16 protein-coding genes and 1 tRNA gene are annotated in these 16,962 nt (G+C 35.1%); 10 read left to right on the forward strand and 7 right to left on the reverse strand.

Going from position 1 to position 16,962, the window contains the following annotated elements; translation table 11 throughout:
• Nucleotides 1-272: 272 nt before the first annotated feature.
• The 3 genes from BM371_RS10510 to BM371_RS10520 all read left to right on the forward strand — a co-directional run bounded on the left by BM371_RS10510 (nucleotide 273) and on the right by BM371_RS10520 (nucleotide 2,940).
• Nucleotides 273-971 (forward strand): hypothetical protein, encoded by a 699-nt coding sequence (locus tag BM371_RS10510; RefSeq protein ID WP_034674064.1) that lies wholly within the window; start codon nucleotides 273-275, stop codon nucleotides 969-971.
• Nucleotides 972-1,643: 672 nt separating this feature from the next.
• Nucleotides 1,644-1,829, forward strand: coding sequence for a hypothetical protein (locus BM371_RS10515; protein ID WP_034674066.1), 186 nt, complete (start codon nucleotides 1,644-1,646; stop codon nucleotides 1,827-1,829).
• 10 nt (nucleotides 1,830-1,839) lie between these two features.
• On the forward strand, nucleotides 1,840-2,940 hold the full coding sequence (locus tag BM371_RS10520) for a glycine-rich protein (RefSeq protein ID WP_051882614.1): 1,101 nt from the start codon (nucleotides 1,840-1,842) through the stop codon (nucleotides 2,938-2,940).
• 240 nt (nucleotides 2,941-3,180) lie between these two features.
• Here the strand turns inward: BM371_RS10520 and BM371_RS10525 are convergent.
• A tRNA-Ser gene (locus BM371_RS10525) sits at nucleotides 3,181-3,267 on the reverse strand.
• Nucleotides 3,268-3,327: 60 nt separating this feature from the next.
• Entirely contained in the window at nucleotides 3,328-4,344 is a 1,017-nt protein-coding gene (locus BM371_RS10530) for an asparaginase (RefSeq protein ID WP_034674067.1), read from the reverse strand.
• Between the two features lie 55 nt (nucleotides 4,345-4,399).
• Here BM371_RS10530 and BM371_RS10535 point away from each other — a divergent pair, with 55 nt between their 5' ends.
• Together BM371_RS10535 and BM371_RS10540 are read left to right on the forward strand one after the other, a co-directional pair.
• Nucleotides 4,400-5,071, forward strand: a complete 672-nt coding sequence (locus tag BM371_RS10535; protein WP_034674069.1) for a TrmH family RNA methyltransferase — start codon at nucleotides 4,400-4,402, stop codon at nucleotides 5,069-5,071.
• 27 nt (nucleotides 5,072-5,098) lie between these two features.
• Nucleotides 5,099-5,635, forward strand: a complete 537-nt coding sequence (locus BM371_RS10540) for a hypothetical protein (protein WP_034674071.1) — start codon at nucleotides 5,099-5,101, stop codon at nucleotides 5,633-5,635.
• Here the strand turns inward: BM371_RS10540 and BM371_RS10545 are convergent.
• Genes BM371_RS10545 through tsaD form a run of 3 tightly spaced genes read right to left on the reverse strand, consistent with a single transcriptional unit; the run spans nucleotide 5,632 to nucleotide 7,812 of the window.
• The gene (locus tag BM371_RS10545; RefSeq protein WP_034674073.1) at nucleotides 5,632-6,327 is read right to left on the reverse strand and encodes an RsmE family RNA methyltransferase; all 696 of its coding nucleotides are present in this window, start codon (nucleotides 6,325-6,327) and stop codon (nucleotides 5,632-5,634) included. The two genes, BM371_RS10540 and BM371_RS10545, sit on opposite strands and share 4 nt — an antisense overlap.
• Before the next feature lie 58 nt (nucleotides 6,328-6,385).
• A complete protein-coding gene (locus BM371_RS10550) occupies nucleotides 6,386-6,796 on the reverse strand; it encodes a hypothetical protein (protein ID WP_034674075.1) in 411 nt (136 codons plus the stop codon).
• Nucleotides 6,796-7,812: a tRNA (adenosine(37)-N6)-threonylcarbamoyltransferase complex transferase subunit TsaD gene (gene tsaD / locus BM371_RS10555; RefSeq protein WP_034674077.1), complete on the reverse strand. Its 1,017-nt coding sequence runs from the start codon at nucleotides 7,810-7,812 to the stop codon at nucleotides 6,796-6,798. The genes BM371_RS10550 and tsaD overlap by 1 nt, the downstream gene beginning before the upstream one ends.
• Nucleotides 7,813-7,816: 4 nt before the next feature.
• On the opposite strand from tsaD, the gene BM371_RS10560 reads away from it, so the two are divergent.
• The 5 genes from BM371_RS10560 (at nucleotide 7,817) to BM371_RS10580 (ending at nucleotide 14,856) form a co-directional block, all read left to right on the forward strand.
• Nucleotides 7,817-12,607, forward strand: coding sequence for a translocation/assembly module TamB domain-containing protein (locus BM371_RS10560; RefSeq protein WP_034674080.1), 4,791 nt, complete (start codon nucleotides 7,817-7,819; stop codon nucleotides 12,605-12,607).
• Nucleotides 12,608-12,742: 135 nt separating this feature from the next.
• Nucleotides 12,743-13,213, forward strand: coding sequence for an Lrp/AsnC family transcriptional regulator (locus BM371_RS10565; protein ID WP_034674082.1), 471 nt, complete (start codon nucleotides 12,743-12,745; stop codon nucleotides 13,211-13,213).
• Between the two features lie 68 nt (nucleotides 13,214-13,281).
• Nucleotides 13,282-13,671: a hypothetical protein gene (locus BM371_RS10570; RefSeq protein ID WP_034674083.1), complete on the forward strand. Its 390-nt coding sequence runs from the start codon at nucleotides 13,282-13,284 to the stop codon at nucleotides 13,669-13,671.
• 236 nt (nucleotides 13,672-13,907) lie between these two features.
• Entirely contained in the window at nucleotides 13,908-14,435 is a 528-nt protein-coding gene (locus tag BM371_RS10575) for a TetR/AcrR family transcriptional regulator (protein ID WP_034674085.1), read from the forward strand.
• 4 nt (nucleotides 14,436-14,439) lie between these two features.
• Nucleotides 14,440-14,856 carry a nuclear transport factor 2 family protein gene (locus BM371_RS10580; RefSeq protein ID WP_034674087.1) on the forward strand — a complete coding sequence of 139 codons (417 nt, stop codon included), beginning with the start codon at nucleotides 14,440-14,442 and terminating at the stop codon, nucleotides 14,854-14,856.
• A 194-nt stretch (nucleotides 14,857-15,050) separates the two neighbouring features.
• Here BM371_RS10580 and BM371_RS10585 read toward each other — a convergent pair whose 3' ends face one another.
• On the reverse strand, nucleotides 15,051-15,995 hold the full coding sequence (locus tag BM371_RS10585; protein WP_034674088.1) for a transketolase family protein: 945 nt from the start codon (nucleotides 15,993-15,995) through the stop codon (nucleotides 15,051-15,053).
• A gap of 85 nt (nucleotides 15,996-16,080) precedes the next feature.
• Nucleotides 16,081-16,932 (reverse strand): transketolase, encoded by an 852-nt coding sequence (locus tag BM371_RS10590; protein WP_034674090.1) that lies wholly within the window; start codon nucleotides 16,930-16,932, stop codon nucleotides 16,081-16,083.
• Nucleotides 16,933-16,962: the final 30 nt, after the last annotated feature.

Genomic DNA, 16,962 nt, shown 5'->3' on the forward strand with positions numbered 1-16,962 from the left:
TACTGCGAAAGTTTAAAACAACACTGTTTGTGACCAACTGCGAACGCAGGAAGTTCCCCGCAACTTGTTGGGAACTTCCGGAGAGTGCAGCAAGTCTCCCGCAACTTGCAGGGAACCTTCGACGAACGACGGATGTCTCCAACACTTTGTTTGTAACCAAACAACTTTCTCAGCTGAAAAACTATTTTTCTATAAATATTTATCGTAAAGTAAAACACGTCAAGTTTTGACGCTTTACGCCATTAGCTTTGCCATATAAAATATAAAGAGCTATGGAAATCCCGTTTTATTTAAGTTTCAGAGAATTCGAAAAGCAATATTATAATAATCTTGAAAAATGGTTTGAAAATGATCAGAATACCAGTGAAACAGACTTCCTGCTTCATCTGAAAGAAATGTACAAACCATATTTGTGTTATAATTTTTCTGAAGATAGATTGCAAGCGGATGCGGTTATTGAAATAAAAAACAACTTCTTTCCGTATCATGAAAATTTTGGAATTTCATTCAATATGAATCACGCCAACGCAAAAAACTTCAAAACAGGAATTAATAATGTTTCCGAGATGAAAACCATTACGATGATGGAATATGCACAGCATATTTTAGACAGAATTCATCACTATTTTCAGAAGAATAAGCTTTCAGTGAGAGAAAATGAGACGATTCTGGATTATATCAACCATTATGAAATTATCACGGCAAAAGAAAAAACTGGTTTTTGTCCGGATTACGATTTGCATCAGAAAAAAATACCATTTTTAAAGGCCTTTCTTCCTTCTTTTGGTAATACGGTCGATATTTCGCTGTACAGAAACTTTTATTTTTCTGTTGTAAGAATTGCAGATTTTATCGACTATAAACTAAAAGGTGTAGAAGCTTTTCAGCAAAGTATTTACAGCGAACTGCGCTCAGAAGCGATGATGAAGGTTCATATGAGAAACCAGACTTTTCTTACGGTTTGTAATTAGTTTTTTAGGAGCTTAATCCCGCTTTCCACACTCGCTATTTTTCTTGTTTCAGCGGCGCGGCGAAGCCGCGCCGCTGAAACAAGAAAAATGAGCTCAAATAATTGCTGCAATGGGCTATGAAAGAAGACCATCATTAAAATACCAAACATTCATACATCATTATATTGTCGAAATGTATTTTATCAAAGTGTATTTCAAGCAAGAATCCAGATCAATTGATCTGGATTTTGTTTTACAGAGAGGAAGGTTGCTGGTATAAATGTTCAGAATAAGCTTATAGTTATCATGATTTTCACAGTAAAAGAGAATATATGAAGTTTATCTGTTTTATTAAATATTTCGTATTATTTATTTTCATATATTTAATTTTTAATTATATATGATGTATATGTTTATTAATTCAATATTTTAACATTTAAATATGATAGCCTATGAAACAACATCTTTACAACATTACAAATCCTTTTTTCTTTAATTCAACCTAAAATCAATAGCAAAAATAATCTAGTAAAAACACATTTATTTAAACGAATAATGAATTTAATGTTTGATTAATAATAATTATGTAAATGTGAAAAACCTATTTATTTTTTTCTAGCCATTTAACTATCAATACAAAGTTTTGGGTTGCACCATGAGTATGATGGTAGTGCTCATTATACAAATAATACGATGTTATTTACAAGTGAGACAACTTCCAATTTCAGACAATGGATATATTCTCCGTCTGATTTTACTGCTGTATATCCGTCAGGAAATATAGTGGCTGTTTATATGAAAGCCTCAAGCGCGAACCAAATCGCCAATTTAACGGTGAAAATGGGAGCAATTGGTTTAAAGAATATGTTTACACATTAAAATTAAAATCATGAAAAAAATTACACAAGAATCGAAACTTAAAATATGGGGATTAAAAACTAAAGCCTCTTTTTTAATATTATTTGGTGCTATTTTGTCTGTTACTCAAATACAGGCACAGACTTTCTCTTATACAGGAACGGTACAATCGGTAACCCTTGCCGCAGGTTCATATCAGATAGAAATGTGGGGAGCTGATGGAGGTGATGCACTTAGGGGAACAGGCGGTAAAGGTGGATATAGTACAGGAACTTTACTGGTTACTAGTTCCACAACTTATTATATTTATGTTGGAGGTAAAGGAAGTACGGCAACGAGTTCAACACCAGGTGGATGGAATGGCGGTGGAGGCTGTTTAGGCACGTACAGTACGGGTTATAACGGTGGAACTGGCGGTGGTGGAACTGATATCAGGACTACTCAAAATACTACCTATGCAGACAGAATAATTGTTGCTGGCGGTGGTGGCGGCGGTACTGGTTATAGTACTTATACTGGAAATGGAGGTGACGGAGGCGGTGCTGCAGGAAGTAATGGAGGAAGTAGTCGCGGAGTAACTTATGCAGGTGGTGGTGGAAGCCAAACCGCAGGAGGTACATCTGCAACTGGAGGGATACCCTCTTATTCTTTAGCTGGAGCATTAGGAACTGGTGGGAACTATACAGGGACTTTGGGTGGTACTGCTGGTGGCGGTGGATATTATGGTGGTGGTAGCGGTCACTGGGGAGGAGCCGGTGGCGGTGGTTCTTCCTATGTTGGCGGTGTAACGGGTGGTGCAACTATACAGTATGGTCAATCCGGTTTTGTTTCTAATCCTGATACTTCGGGTAACGGGAGGGTTACTATTGTTGCTGCTTCTTTGTCAACATCTGAGGTAAGTACAAAGAATGATATAAATATTTATCCCAACCCAGCGACAGATTTCTTAAAAGTAACAAAAGTTTCAGATAAAGCATTATATAAAATTTATAACGTTGCGGGGCAGTTAGTAAGTAAGGGATATATGAATGGAGGAATAATTAACGTTTCAGCATTGACAAAAGGTACTTATGTGATTGCTATTGAAGATAAAGGAAAAGATTTGCTTAAATCTAAGTTTATTAAGAAGTAATCAACTATTAAATTTTGGAATCTGTTATCTATATTTCTTAATGGAATTTAAGTAATTGATATTCAAAATGGTTTTACTTTGGTTAGAAAAAATTCATTAAAGAATAAATTATTTAATGAATTTTTTAAATAAATAAGCTCTCAGAAATGAGAGTTTATTTTTTGTAAACACTTTAAAGATTTTTAAACGAATAATATTCGAAATAAAATACAAAAAAAGCGTTGAAAATCAACGCTTTTGCAGAGAGGAAGGGATTCGAACCCTCGATACAGTTACCCGCATACTACCTTTCCAGGGTAGCTCCTTCAACCACTCGGACACCTCTCTATGTTTTGAAGACTGCAAAAATAGGCTATTTTATTGAATTAGCAAATTCTTAATTTAAAATTACTCACTTATTTCTCCACAAAGATTCCATGAGAAATTATCGGCAAAACTTCCCTTGTAATTAGGATTGTCAATCAAATGCATCGCTTTGGTAATGGCCGCTTCCGCGGTCATATCTCTTCCGCTAATGGCTCCGATTCTTGCAAAAATATTAGAGTTTTCATATTTACCAAAAGAAATTCCACCTGAAATACACTGGCTTACCACTACGATTTCAGTTCCGTTATTTCTGATTTGTTGTAAAGTTTCCAACGTTTTTTCGCTGCTGAAAATTGTTCCCGAACCGAAAACCTGCAAGATTAGCACTTTCATTTTGGGAATTTCCTGAAAATGATTAAGCTTCATACCCGGGAAAATTCTCCAGAAAAGAACGTTTTCAGAAATATGATGATCTACATGAAATTCAATTCTCGGATCCGGTCTGAACAAATTATCTTTCTCAATTTTCAAATGAACCCCGGATTGCCCAAGAATAGGGTAGTTCGGACTTGCATACGCATCAAAATACTCTGCGGAATACTTTAAAGTACGATTTCCACGCAATAATTTATATTCAAAATAAATTGCAACCTCCTGAATAACCGCATCATTGTGTTCGTAAAGACTTGCGTAATACAAACTCGTCAGAAGATTTTCTTTCGCATCGGTTCTTAAATCTCCGATGGGAAGCTGTGATCCGGTTAAAATAACCGGTTTCGTAAGACCTTTTAACATGAAACTCAATGCCGAAGCGGTGTAAGACATCGTATCCGTTCCGTGGAGGATTAAAAAACCATCATATTTTTTGTAGTTATCAAAAATCAGATTGGCAATCATTCGCCATTCTTCAGGTCCCATATCTGATGAATCGAGTGGTTTTGCGAAAGGATGGACGAAAACTTCACATTCCATAAGCTTCATTTCGGGCATTTTTTCAAAAATGTTTCCAAAATCAAACGCACGGAGACTTCCGGTTTCGTAATCTTTTTCCATACCAATCGTTCCACCGGTATAAATCAACAGGACTTTTCTTTTCATGTAAACTTTTCTTAGAATTTCAAAATTACGTTAATTTGCAAAGATTTGAAAGAAGATGAAAGATTTAGAGAAAACTTACGAGTATTTGCAGCAGTTTTTAACGGAAGAAAGATTAAGAAAGATAGAACATTTCGCCCCTGAAAGTTCAGATTTTATCCTTCCCGTGATCGAAGATATTTATCAGTTCAGAAATGCTGCAGCAATTGTACGTTCTGTTGAAGCCTGCGGTTTTCATAAGGTGGTGGCTTTGCAGGAAGAATACAGTTTTGAACCTAATTTAAGAGTAACGAAAGGTGCCGATACATGGGTTGAAGTCGAAAAACTTCCAAGAAATATGGATTCTTTTCAGCAAATTAAAGACAGAGGTTATAAAATGGTTGCCGTTTCATTAGAAAAGAATGCAAAGTTTTTACCTGAATACGAAATTACCCAACCAATCGCTTTGGTTTTCGGAACTGAAATGCAAGGTGTTTCTGAAGAAATTTTAGATTTTGCAGATGAAACTCTGGCGATTCCGATGTATGGTTTTACGAGAAGTTTTAATGTATCTGTGGCGGCCTCAATTTGTATGTATGAATTGAAACAAAAACTTCTAAAATCTAATATTGATTACAAACTGAATGAAGAAAAACTGCTGAGAATGAAAATCCGTTGGGCAGTAAACTCAATGCGAAGCGGGGAACAGATTTTTGAAAAATTCCTAAGAGACAATAATTTCAGCTTTTAAAAGTTATTATTAAAATTTTAAATCATCATGTCGAGATTATTTCCTTTTTTGTTTTTGCTTTTATCAGGAAGTTTGTTTTCACAATTGAAATTTGATACATTATCTCATAGAAGATTTCAAACCATAACTACTCCTGCAATATTAATCGGTTATCATTATGCAGGTGATGCAAAAGATAATACCGAAACATTCAGAGCATCACAAATGCACATTATTGAAGTTGTTTTTGCCAGAATCATTGAGTATGGAGGAAATCACGGTGCTGCAAGAGTTTTGTATGCAGGAAGTGACTTTATTATTAATAACCGCCATGGTTTTTTTATGGCTCCTAAAATTGGTGTGAGTTCCAGCGCAGGAATAGCTTTAGGAGCCGAAGTTCAGTTTCAGACCAATTTTGAAAAAGTAATCCCACGAATTATGCCTTACTTTGGTTTTGGCGGCGGTGGTGGGAAGCTTACTGTCGGATATAATTTTAGACTGCTGAAAGTTGAGAATTTTCCAATCAATACCCTTCAGATTGGAATAACTTGGCCAATAAAAAGATTTAAAGAAAAGACTACTTAAATCATTGTATTATAATTCCATGCTGCCACAAAAACTCCGGCTGTCTCTGTTCTTAAGCGTTGATTTCCAAGAGAGACGGCCTTAATTCCTTTTTCAGCTAAAAACATGATTTCCTTATCCGAAAAATCTCCTTCCGGACCAATTAGAAAAGTGTAGTTTTCTAATGCTGGAATTTTATTTAAATTAATTCTTTCTAAATTTTCGTTGCAGTGTGCTACAAAAGTTGTTTCAGAATCAATATTTTTTAGAAAGTCAGGTAATTTAATCAAATCATTAATAATCGGAAAATGAAATCTCAAACTTTGCTTGGATGCTGCAATTGCCTGTTTCCTGATTTTGTCAATATTAATATTCTTGCGTTCCGTTTTTTCTGTCTGAAGAATCGTAATCTCAGAAATTCCCATTTCTACAGCTTTTTCAACAAAAAACTCAATTCTGTCAATGTTTTTTGTGGGAGCAATCGCAATATGAAGTTTCGGATTAAAATCAGTTGTTTCAGTTTTGATTTCGGTAATATCAATTCCTGCTTTTTTTCCTTCAATAATTAATGTTCCGGAAGCCAAATTTCCTTTCCCGTCAGTCACAAAAATTTCTTCTCCATCTTTCATGCGAAGAACTTTTACGATGTGCTGTTGCTCTTCATCATTAATAATTGCTTTTCCGTTATTGATTTCTCCAAAAAAAAGTTTCATAAAATGGAATATTTAGAATCTGGCTTATTTTTAATAAAGTAAAATGACGTAAAATCTTTTAGAAAAATATCTCATTTTCGCTTATAAATGCCACTCCGGTTTTTATTGTTGTATAAATATCTCCTTCACAATCACGATATGAGCACATATAGATTTCTTCAATCCAAGCATTATTCATGAAAATTAGATTTAAATATTCCTTTTTCCTTAAATTATTTTTGATGGATAAATAATCTCCTTCTTTTGGTTCAAAGTCAAAATTGAAAACATTTTCAGCATTAATTTTCTCAATAATTTCTTCTTTTATATTTTGAATAAATCCTGTTTCTGAACTTACCATTAGATAATCATCTTCTTCAGTCTGTTCTTTTGCTTCATTTTTTCCGGTAACCGTTTCCAAAACCCAATAATACTTTGAATTCTTTTTGGATTGTGTGCCGAGTATTTTTTCTTCTAATAATATTTTCATTATAAATCGTATTTTGAGGTTGCTGTAGTTCTCAAATCTGTAAATTCGCCTCTTTCAAATTTCAATTGTGCCACCATTGCAATCATCGCTGCATTATCAGTCGTGTATTCAAATTTAGGGATGTAAATATTCCAGCCTAATTTTTCGTGATTGTCCTGCATTACTTTTCTCAACGCAGAATTGGCAGAAACTCCACCCGCAATCGCAACTTCTTTAATGTCTAAATCTTTAGCAGCTTTTTCCAGTTTATTCATCAAAATTTCAATGATGCATTTCTGTACCGAAGCGCATAAATCATTCATATTTTCTTTTATGAAATCAGGGTTTTTCTTTACTTCTTTCTGAATAAAATAGAGAACCGAAGTTTTAATTCCGCTGAAAGAATAATCGTAATTGTCTAATTTAGGCTTATTAAATTTAAAAGCATCGGGATTTCCTTCTTTCGCCAATCGGTCAATAATCGGGCCTGCAGGATAATCTAAATCGAAAATTTTCCCGATTTTATCGAATGCTTCACCGGCTGCATCATCGATTGTTTTTCCGATAATTTCCATATCAAAATAATCTTTCACCAAAACAATCATGGTATGACCACCACTTACGGTAAGACATAAAAACGGGAATTTGGGCGGCATAGGATTTGCATCGTCGATGAAGTGCGCTAAAATATGCGCCTGAAGGTGATTCACTTCTATTAAAGGAACATCTAAACTCATGGCGAGCGACTTGGCAAAAGACGTTCCTACAAGCAGCGAGCCCAAAAGTCCGGGACCTCTTGTAAAGCCTATGGCGGAGATTGCATTTTGTTGTATATTTGCTTTGAGTATAGATTTTTCAACAACGGGAATAATATTCTGCTGATGAGCACGGGAAGCTAGTTCGGGAACAACTCCACCATATTCTTTGTGGATTTCCTGATTGGCTGCAATGTTTGAAAGAATAGAATTTCCTTTGATAATAGCTGCTGAAGTGTCATCGCAAGATGACTCGATACCTAAAATTATAGAGTCGCTCATAATAATGGCAAAGTTAGAGAATAATAACGAAAATGAGAACAAAAAATCGGTAGCTGAAAACCTGGGAAATCAGGTGCAAAAGACCGTAGAAAATGTTCAGGAGACTGTGAAAGAAGCTTCTGAACTGGCTTCCGACGCTATACAACATCCGATAGATACTGCTCAGGAATTTGGTAAACAGGCCGCAAAAGATGTTGTCAGCTATTCTTGGTGGGCAAAATTATTATTGATTCTCTTCTGGACACTTCTTTCAATCGTTGTACTTGTTTTTATTGCGATCAATCTGCCGGTTACCAAAAGATGGGCTGCAGATCAGGCTCTGCAGATCGTCAACAAAGATTTTAAAGCTAAAATGTCTACCGAAAGTGTAGAAGTAGACTTTTTCGGAGATGTTACCATTAAAGGTTTAAGAATAAAAGATTACAAAGATTTAGATTTTATAAAAGTAAGAGAATTTAAAGCCAATTCCGACTGGTTTTCTTTAGCTACCAATATTGGCAAAAATAATTCTTTAAGCTTTAACGGGTTAACGCTTAATGATGCAGATATAAAGGTTATTACCTATAAAGGCGACAGTATTTCCAATTTTATCAGATTTACACAGCTTTTCGATAGCGGTAAAAAGCGAGATCCCCAAAAACCGCCCTTTCAATTGAATGCAAGACTTGAAATTTTAAATTCTAAAGTCTCTATCGTCAATCAAAACTCACCGGGTGAACCCGGTAAATGGCTTACTGCAGACAATGTCAATCTAATAGCTCCAAAAGTTAAAGTCAACGGAGCTGACATCAATGCAAGGATTGATAACTTCACTTTTGTTACCAAAAGATGGGGGAAATCTCATTTTGTAGAAACTTTTTCAACCGATTTTTCAATGACGGAAGATTTTCTTGCGTTGGGAGATCTTACTTTAAATACAGACCATTCTCTTCTTCAGGGAGATATAAAATTTAATTTAAATAAAGGTTCGTGGGCTGATTTTACCAATAAGGTGAAATGGGACATGAATATGAAACTGGGAAGCCAGATAAGCGGCTATGACATTTCTTATTTCGTGACGAATTGGGATAATTTTATTCCGTTTAATGCGAGCGGAAAAATGACCGGGCCTCTGAATAATTTCACTTTAGAAAATTTCCTGATCAGAAATCCGAGTGTAAATATTGCGACAAAAAAACTGAAAGCTAAAGATTTGTTGAAAGGTAATTTCAATATCGAAACCAATGATCTTTCAGCAGATTTTACGTATAAAGATCTGAAAGCAATGATGCCAAAATTCATTTCTTCAAAGATGAAAAACTTTGCAGATGATTTTGGTAAGCTAAAATATAACGGAACGGCAAGAGTCACTCCAAAACAGGTTTATGTTTCATCAGGAAATTTAATGACGGGAATAGGGCAGACAAAAATTTCTAATTTTTCTCTAACCGATTATAGTTCTACTTTGCCTAAATATAAAGGTTATGCAGAAGTCAACGATCTGAATACTTCGGTAATTACTAAAAGTAAAGCAGTTGGTTTGATTTCCGGTAAATTTAATTTAGACGGACAAAGCTTTGATGTCAATACCATGCGTCTAAGCACAAAATCTCAGATTTCAAGTATTGAAATCATGAATAAAGAAATCAATAATGTAGTTCTCGACGGTCTTTTGGATCACAGAAAATATAACGGTTTGATCACAGTAAATGACGAGCAGGCAAAAGCTACGGTAAAAGGTTTAATCGATTTCAGTACATCAAGAATTTCTGCCGATGTCAATGCTGATGTCAATTATCTAAACATGAATTATTTTACGGGTAAAGCCGGAAGTCAGGTTGTCAGTGGTAATGTGACCGGGAAAATGGCGATGTCAAACATCAATGATTTGAATTTGGATGTTGAGGCTTCTAATGTAAATTTTGCTGCAGCTGATCAGAAATATCATATTCCGAATGCGAAACTTAAAACGTTTGTCGAAAACGGAGAACGTTCTATTTTGGTAGATGCACCGGGTGCTGTTAACGGAAAGATTTCTGGGAAATACAATCTTGCCGATTTAGCAGGAATGGTTGAAAATGGTCTAGGAAAGATTCTTGTTGGTCCTGAACCTCGAAAATTATATCGCGGACAGGCTTTTGCAATGAATTTTGATATTGAACAAGGGCTAGTTGCTTATTTTTTACCAGATTTGAAGCTTCCTCAAGGCGCTAAAGTGGAAGGGGAATATGATGGGAACTCTAATAATTTAATTCTGAATCTCGACGCTTCCGCCTTAAAATATGTAATGACCAAGAAAGAGGAAATCACTGATGCTGATCGAGCTTTGGCTGAAGCGAATCCTTACTATAAGCTTGATGACCGAATTATGGTCACCCGCGACAGTGCCATGGTTGACAGTGTCATGGTAAGAATTAATACCGCAAACACAGACCAGCAGCTTTATGCAAAAATCAGCCGTCTCGAATACAATAAGAATATTCTTAAAAACATTACGCTTACCGGTAAAAATGAGAATAATAGCATTTTAAGAATCGCGACAAATTTCCAACATGGAAGTCCTGATGATGAGGTTAACGATAATATGAAGAATTATGCGATTAACTTCAATCAGTCAACCAATCCTGCTGGAGACTATGTTTTTAGATTTGAACCGACTGAAGTTAATTTTAATAATGTAAAATGGGCGGTCGATACTAATCCTGCACTTGATCATTATATAAGTTATCGCAAAGGCACAAGTGATTTTGAAATTCATAATCTGAGGATTTTTTCCGATGACAGTTCGTTATTAATTAATGAGTCTACATTTAAATCTGCTAAAGATTTTTATGTTGACGCAGAAGTTCAGAATTTTCAGATTGAAAAGATTCTCGAAATGCAATCCGGCGGAAACCCGATGGATATTAAAGGTCTCGCAAATGGTAATGTGAAGATTAAAATGGATAAAAGTACGTTGCAGCCATTGGTAGATCTTACTGTTGACGATATTATGATGAATGGGAATGATATGGGTGATCTTTCAATTTCTGCAGTGAATGGTTTTTCTCTGAATGTTTACGATGTTGACGTAAAAGTTTCTTCGGCAGGAGTAATTGGTAATAATAATCTTCATTTAACGGGAACCGTCAATAACAATACTCCTTCACCGACCATCGATTTTGTAACTGAGCTTAGAGATTTTGATCTTGCATTTACACAACAGTTTGTACAGAGTGTTTTTGGAAATTTAAGAGGAAAGGCAACGGGTGATCTCAGAATCAACGGGACGCTTAAAAATCTTGATTACAGTGGAGATATTGCTTTAAAAGAGTTTGGTTTGAAGCTTCTGTTTACCGGAGTTGATTATTCTTTTGATGATACGGTAATTCCGCTTTCGAAAGGTCTTGCGATTTTGAACAATATTGCGGTTCACGACGGAAGATCAAATTCACAGGGAACAATTTCCGGGGCGATACAGTTTGAAACATTATCTTCAATGGGAGTCAACCTAGTTATGAGAGCCGATAATTTATTAATGCTGAATACCACTCAGAAAGATTATGATTTATTCTGGGGAAGGGTTTATGGGCAGGGTGATCTTTATGTTGACGGACCGGTTTCTGCTTTAAATCTTTCTACACCGAATATGAAAGCACTGAACGGAAGTACATTTACTTTTAATTCAGGCTCAACCTCAAATGTGGAAGAATTCAAAATGCTGAGGTTCTTAAAAGAAGGAAAAGACGGTCTGGTAACTCTCGAAGATAAAAAACGTACCGGAGCCAATATGAATATTGATTTCAATCTTGATGTTGATAAAGGAACGACGGTGAATGTTTTGGTGGGAGATGATGTTGGAAATATTTCTGTGAAGGGAATGGCGAATAATCTGCGTTTCCAGATGAATCGCCAAGGGAATATTGCCATGAACGGAACATATATGGTGGATAGCGGAACTTTTGTATCTAAAGCAATTCTGAACAGAACGTTCCAGATTCAGAAAAACAGCAGCATCAGATGGGATGGTAATGCAATGGAACCCAATTTGGATATTTCAGCCAATTATGTAAGAATGGTTTCCAATGCCGGTCAATATTTAAATATGGGACAACTGCAGCCTATAAGTGTTATGTTGCAGGCTAATATTACCAATACTTTAACAGATCCGAAAATTGCTCTTAATGTTACCGCTCTGGATGTTTCTAGTCAAGTAAAAGAAACTCTGGCAGCAAAAATTAACCAAACCGAAGGGGAAAACGTTCTGCAGTTCAGTTCTATACTTCTTTTGAATATGTTTAACGTTACAAATACCGGAGGTTTAGTTTTTGATGCGGCAGGTGTTGCGGAATCTTCGGGTTATAACATGATTTTGAAACAGGTTGGTTCAGTACTAAATACGTTGAGTAGCGAATTCCAGATTGACCTTAATTATGTAAAAGGTAATGATCAGTTTTCAAATAATGGTGACAGAGCGAATGCAGGAGTTAGCTTTGATTTATCACCGAGAGTTACAGTAAAAACAGGTTTAGGAATTCCTCTTTCCAAGACGGATAACACAAACAACAATTATCTTTCCGGTGAAGGTACTATTGAATATGATATTTCTAAGAAAAACGATGGTACGCTTCTCCTACGAGGATATTCTAAACCAACCAATATCGGAATGGGTGTAGGAACGGTAGGAACGAATGGTTCTGCAAATCAAGCTTATGGAGGTGGTATCGTTTGGAGTAAAAGCTTCAATTCTTTGTTCAAAAAGAAGAAAAACAGAAAAAAAGAATTGGACGACGATGACGAAATAAAAACAGATTCTGTAAAATCAGGCGGTAAATAGTTCGGAATTTTTAATGATTTTTATCATCCATGTTAATTATTGTTAATATTTGATATTATTTTTTTAGTTTAATTATTTTTTTTAATTTTGTAAAAAATTTATACATTTTTTAAGAAAAATATAATTTCACTATATATGAACTATCAACTGGACGAAATAGACAAGAAAATTCTTGATTTCTTAGTAGAAAATACAAGAATGCCTTTTACAGAAATTGCTAAGCAGATGGATGTTTCTGCGGGTACAATTCACGTAAGAGTGAAGAAAATGGAAGATGCAGGTATTATTTTAGGATCATCTCTTAATCTTGATTATGGTAAACTAGATTACCATTTCACAGCTTTTATCGGAATTCTTTTAACAAAATCAAACCGTACACAAGAGGTCTTGAAAGAGTTATCAAGTATTCCAAACGTTATTGAAGCTAGCGTTATCTCAGGAAAATACAACATTTTCTGTAAGGTTAGAGCTAAAAATACTAACGACGCTAAAAGAATTATCTACCAAATTGACGACATTCAGGACGTAATGAGAACTGAAAGTATGATCTCTATGGAAGAATATCTTAGCGACAAAAACAGATTGATCAACGCAATCTCGATTTAATCAAATTTTAGACGATATAAATACCGAAGAACTTATGAAATCATTCATAAGTTCTTTATTTTTGTACTATGGAAAAAGAATACAAAGAATACAGTTATTTTGATGAAGATCCGAAGAAAGGATGGGGTTTTATATTAGCATTGGCTTCTTTGCTATTGTTTACTTTTATGGGAATCGGGCTCGATTTTGACGAATATTTGCAGCATAAAGAACTCAATATTCCCAACGGATATTTTTATATTATTTTTTCTGTTGATGCCTTGATGATTTTAGGAATTGTACTGATGTATTTCTACCGAAAAATCGGTATTGTATTATTTCCTGTAATGCTTCTGATGCACTTCTTTATGCACAACTATTATCTTTCAACATTCCTGTACTCTGATGTTACCAATCTGTTCTTATTTACCGGATTTGGGATGTTGGCAATTATTCCGAAATGGAAGTTTTTCAGATAGTTTATTTTAAAAAAGCAGAGATAATCTAATAAATTTTAAAATCAATAGGAGCGGACTTTAGTCCGCTTTTCTTATTATATATTGCTGATAAATATGTTCTAGTTTAAAATTAAACTTAAAAGTTTATAATGTTTACCAAAGATATTATTGATAAATCTTTATTATAATTATAGACAGAATAGTCTGTCTGTTTTTGTGATTTTGATCTATCTTTGACTTGTTAAAAATAATTAAACATGTCAACTCCAAAAGAAAGAATTATTGCAACCACTTTCGAACTGTTTGCCAAACAAGGATATAATTCTACCGGGATTAATCAGATTGTAGCTGAAGCGAATGTAGCAAAGGCAAGCTTTTATCAGTATTTTAAATCGAAAGAAGATCTGTGTGTCGAGTTTCTGAATGTCAGACATGATTATTGGTTTAATGAACTCAACCGCTTTGTATCGAAAGAAAAAGACATGAAATTAAAACTCATTTCTTGCTTCGATTTTTTAATTGAAATGAATCAAAAAGAAAATTTCAGAGGCTGTAGTTTTCTGAATATTTTATCTGAAATACCAATGGATAATGTGAAAATCCTGAGCGTTATACAAAATCATAAAAAAGATCTTAGAAATTACTTTTCTGAACTGATAAAAGATTCAGGTCTTTCAGATCACATTTATTTACTTTTTGAAAGCAGTATTATTGAAAGTCAGCTTTTCAGATCCAATGAATTAATAGAAAAATCAAAAAAAATTATTATCAATTTAATTAAATAAAAAAATGGAACAGAAACATCCACTTCCGCCGTTCACCTTAGAAACGGCTATTGAGAAAATCCAGTTGGCAGAAGATGCCTGGAACAGCCAAGATCCGGAAAGAGTTTCCAAAGCTTATACGGTAGACAGCGAATGGAGAAACAGAGATCAGTTTGTGAATGGCAGAGAAGAGATTGTAAAATTTCTCAGCGGTAAATGGGAAAGGGAACTGAATTATAAGCTGAAAAAAGAATATTGGGCACATACCGAAAATCGCATCGCTGTTCGTTTTGAGTATGAATACCAAACAAAAGAAGGCAATTGGGTAAGAGCTTACGGAAATGAAAACTGGGAATTTGATGAGAATGGCTTAATGGCAAAAAGATATGCGAGCATTAATGATTTGGCGATAAAAGAAGAAGACAGAAAGTTTAGATCTTAAATAAGAGAAAAATTTTTGTTGAAAAATCGCAAGGCTAAAGTATTTTTAATTTTAATATTGCTTTAAGGCGAAAGAAAATAAGATTTTTGTTTTATGCATAAAAGTTCTTTACATCTTTGCGAAAATCTAATAAGAAGCAGAAAATAAAAAAGCATCCAAATCTGGATGCTTTTCAATGTATATTGAAAAAAATATTATGCTAAAATTCTTTTTACCGCTTCTTTCACCGCAGCAGCATCGATTTTATATTTCTTCATCAATTCAGCAGGAGTAGCAGATTCTCCAAAAGTATCGTTTACTGCAACAAATTCCTGTCTTGTAGGTCTTCTTCTTGCCAACATTCCGGCGATAGATTCTCCCATTCCGCCAAGATAATTGTGCTCTTCAGCGGTTACAATCTTACCTGTTTTTTCAACTGATTTCAAAATAATCTCTTCGTCCAGAGGTTTGATCGTGTGAATATTGATGACTTCACAAGAAATTCCTTCTTTTTCAAGCTCGTCTGCAGCAACCAAAGATTCCCAAACCAAGTGGCCTGTTGCAACAATCGTTACATCAGTTCCTTCCTGAAGCATAATTCCTTTTCCGATTTCGAAAGGCATATCTTCCGGAATGAAAACGGGTACAGTCGGTCTTCCGAATCTTAAATAAACCGGTCCGTGGTGATCCGCAATGGCAAGCGTTGCAGCTTTTGTCTGGTTGTAGTCACACGGATTGATTACCGTCATTCCAGGAAGCATTTTCATCATACCGATGTCTTCCAAAACCTGGTGTGTTGCACCATCTTCCCCTAAAGTAAGACCTGCGTGAGAAGCACAGATTTTTACGTTTTTATCTGAATAAGCGATCGACTGACGAATCTGATCATACACTCTTGAAGTAGAAAAATTAGCAAAAGTTCCCGTAAAAGGAATTTTTCCTGTGATGCTTAAACCTGCAGCAAGACCCATCATGTTTGCTTCTGCAATACCAACCTGGTAAAATCTTTCAGGAGCTTTCTCGATGAATTTTTCCATTTTCAAAGAGCCGATAAGATCTGCACAAAGGGCAACAACATTTGGGTTTTTATCTGCCAGTTCAGCTAAACCAGCTCCGAAACCTGAACGTGTATCTTTTTTTTCTGTATATGTATATTTCATTTCTGTAAATTTTAGATAATTGATTATTGATGTTCGATAATTGATCTAAGATAAATCGTTTATCATTCATCAATCATCATTCATATTAATAATCCGCTGGAGCTTCTAAGTATAATTGTTTAAAGGCTGTATCTAATTGTTCATCATTCGGAGCTTTTCCGTGCCATGCGTGAGTTCCCATCATATAATCAACACCATTACCCATTATGGTATGAAGAATAATGACAACAGGTTTTCCTTTTCCTGTTTCTGTTTTTGCTCTCTCAAGGATCGCAATGACAGCTTCAAGGTCATTTCCGTTTTTTTCTTCTAAAACTGTCCATCCAAATGCTTCCAGTTTTGCATGAAGATTTCCTAATGAAAGTACATTTTCTGTGCTTCCGTCGATTTGTTGTCCGTTATAATCGATAGTGGAGATAATATTATCAACTTTTTTCCCGGCTGCATACATAAAAGCTTCCCAAACCTGACCTTCCTGCAATTCTCCATCTCCGTGAAGCGTATAAACCAAAGAATTATCACCATCTAATTTTTTTCCCTGAGCAACACCTAAAGCAACGGAAAGTCCCTGTCCTAAAGAACCTGAAGCAATTCGGATTCCCGGCAAACCTTCGTGAGTTGTCGGGTGACCCTGTAATCTAGAATCCAGTTTTCTGAATGTTTTTAATTCGTCTACCGGGAAAAAGCCAAATCTAGCCAAAGTAGAATAGAAAACCGGAGAAATATGTCCGTTTGAAAGATAGAAATGATCCTCGTTTTTACCTTCCATGGTGAACGGAAGTTTATAGTTCATTATTTTACCGTAAAGTGCTGTGAAGTACTCTGTACAGCCTAAACTTCCACCCGGGTGTCCTGAATTTACAGCGTGAACCATTCTTAAAATGTCTCTTCTGATCTGTGTTGTAAGAGATTTCAGCTCTTCAATACTTTTACTCATCCTTTTTGATTTATTTGCACACAAATCTAC

Origin of the sequence: Chryseobacterium formosense, from assembly GCF_900116415.1 — a bacterium.
GTDB lineage: Bacteria > Bacteroidota > Bacteroidia > Flavobacteriales > Weeksellaceae > Chryseobacterium > Chryseobacterium formosense.

Bases quoted from the DNA above. Each gene is read 5' to 3' on its own strand.
- BM371_RS10565 (WP_034674082.1), top strand. From the start codon at position 12,743: ATGAACTATCAACTGGACGAAATAGACAAGAAAATTCTTGATTTCTTA.
- BM371_RS10510 (WP_034674064.1), top strand. From the start codon at position 273: ATGGAAATCCCGTTTTATTTAAGTTTCAGAGAATTCGAAAAGCAATAT.
- BM371_RS10575 (WP_034674085.1), top strand. From the start codon at position 13,908: ATGTCAACTCCAAAAGAAAGAATTATTGCAACCACTTTCGAACTGTTT.
- BM371_RS10535 (WP_034674069.1), top strand. From the start codon at position 4,400: ATGAAAGATTTAGAGAAAACTTACGAGTATTTGCAGCAGTTTTTAACG.
- BM371_RS10530 (WP_034674067.1), bottom strand. From the start codon at position 4,344: ATGAAAAGAAAAGTCCTGTTGATTTATACCGGTGGAACGATTGGTATG.
- BM371_RS10550 (WP_034674075.1), bottom strand. From the start codon at position 6,796: ATGAAAATATTATTAGAAGAAAAAATACTCGGCACACAATCCAAAAAG.
- BM371_RS10585 (WP_034674088.1), bottom strand. From the start codon at position 15,995: ATGAAATATACATATACAGAAAAAAAAGATACACGTTCAGGTTTCGGA.
- BM371_RS10545 (WP_034674073.1), bottom strand. From the start codon at position 6,327: ATGAAACTTTTTTTTGGAGAAATCAATAACGGAAAAGCAATTATTAAT.
- BM371_RS10560 (WP_034674080.1), top strand. From the start codon at position 7,817: ATGGCAAAGTTAGAGAATAATAACGAAAATGAGAACAAAAAATCGGTA.
- BM371_RS10580 (WP_034674087.1), top strand. From the start codon at position 14,440: ATGGAACAGAAACATCCACTTCCGCCGTTCACCTTAGAAACGGCTATT.
- BM371_RS10590 (WP_034674090.1), bottom strand. From the start codon at position 16,932: ATGAGTAAAAGTATTGAAGAGCTGAAATCTCTTACAACACAGATCAGA.
- BM371_RS10520 (WP_051882614.1), top strand. From the start codon at position 1,840: ATGAAAAAAATTACACAAGAATCGAAACTTAAAATATGGGGATTAAAA.
- BM371_RS10540 (WP_034674071.1), top strand. From the start codon at position 5,099: ATGTCGAGATTATTTCCTTTTTTGTTTTTGCTTTTATCAGGAAGTTTG.
- BM371_RS10515 (WP_034674066.1), top strand. From the start codon at position 1,644: ATGTTATTTACAAGTGAGACAACTTCCAATTTCAGACAATGGATATAT.
- BM371_RS10570 (WP_034674083.1), top strand. From the start codon at position 13,282: ATGGAAAAAGAATACAAAGAATACAGTTATTTTGATGAAGATCCGAAG.
- tsaD (WP_034674077.1), bottom strand. From the start codon at position 7,812: ATGAGCGACTCTATAATTTTAGGTATCGAGTCATCTTGCGATGACACT.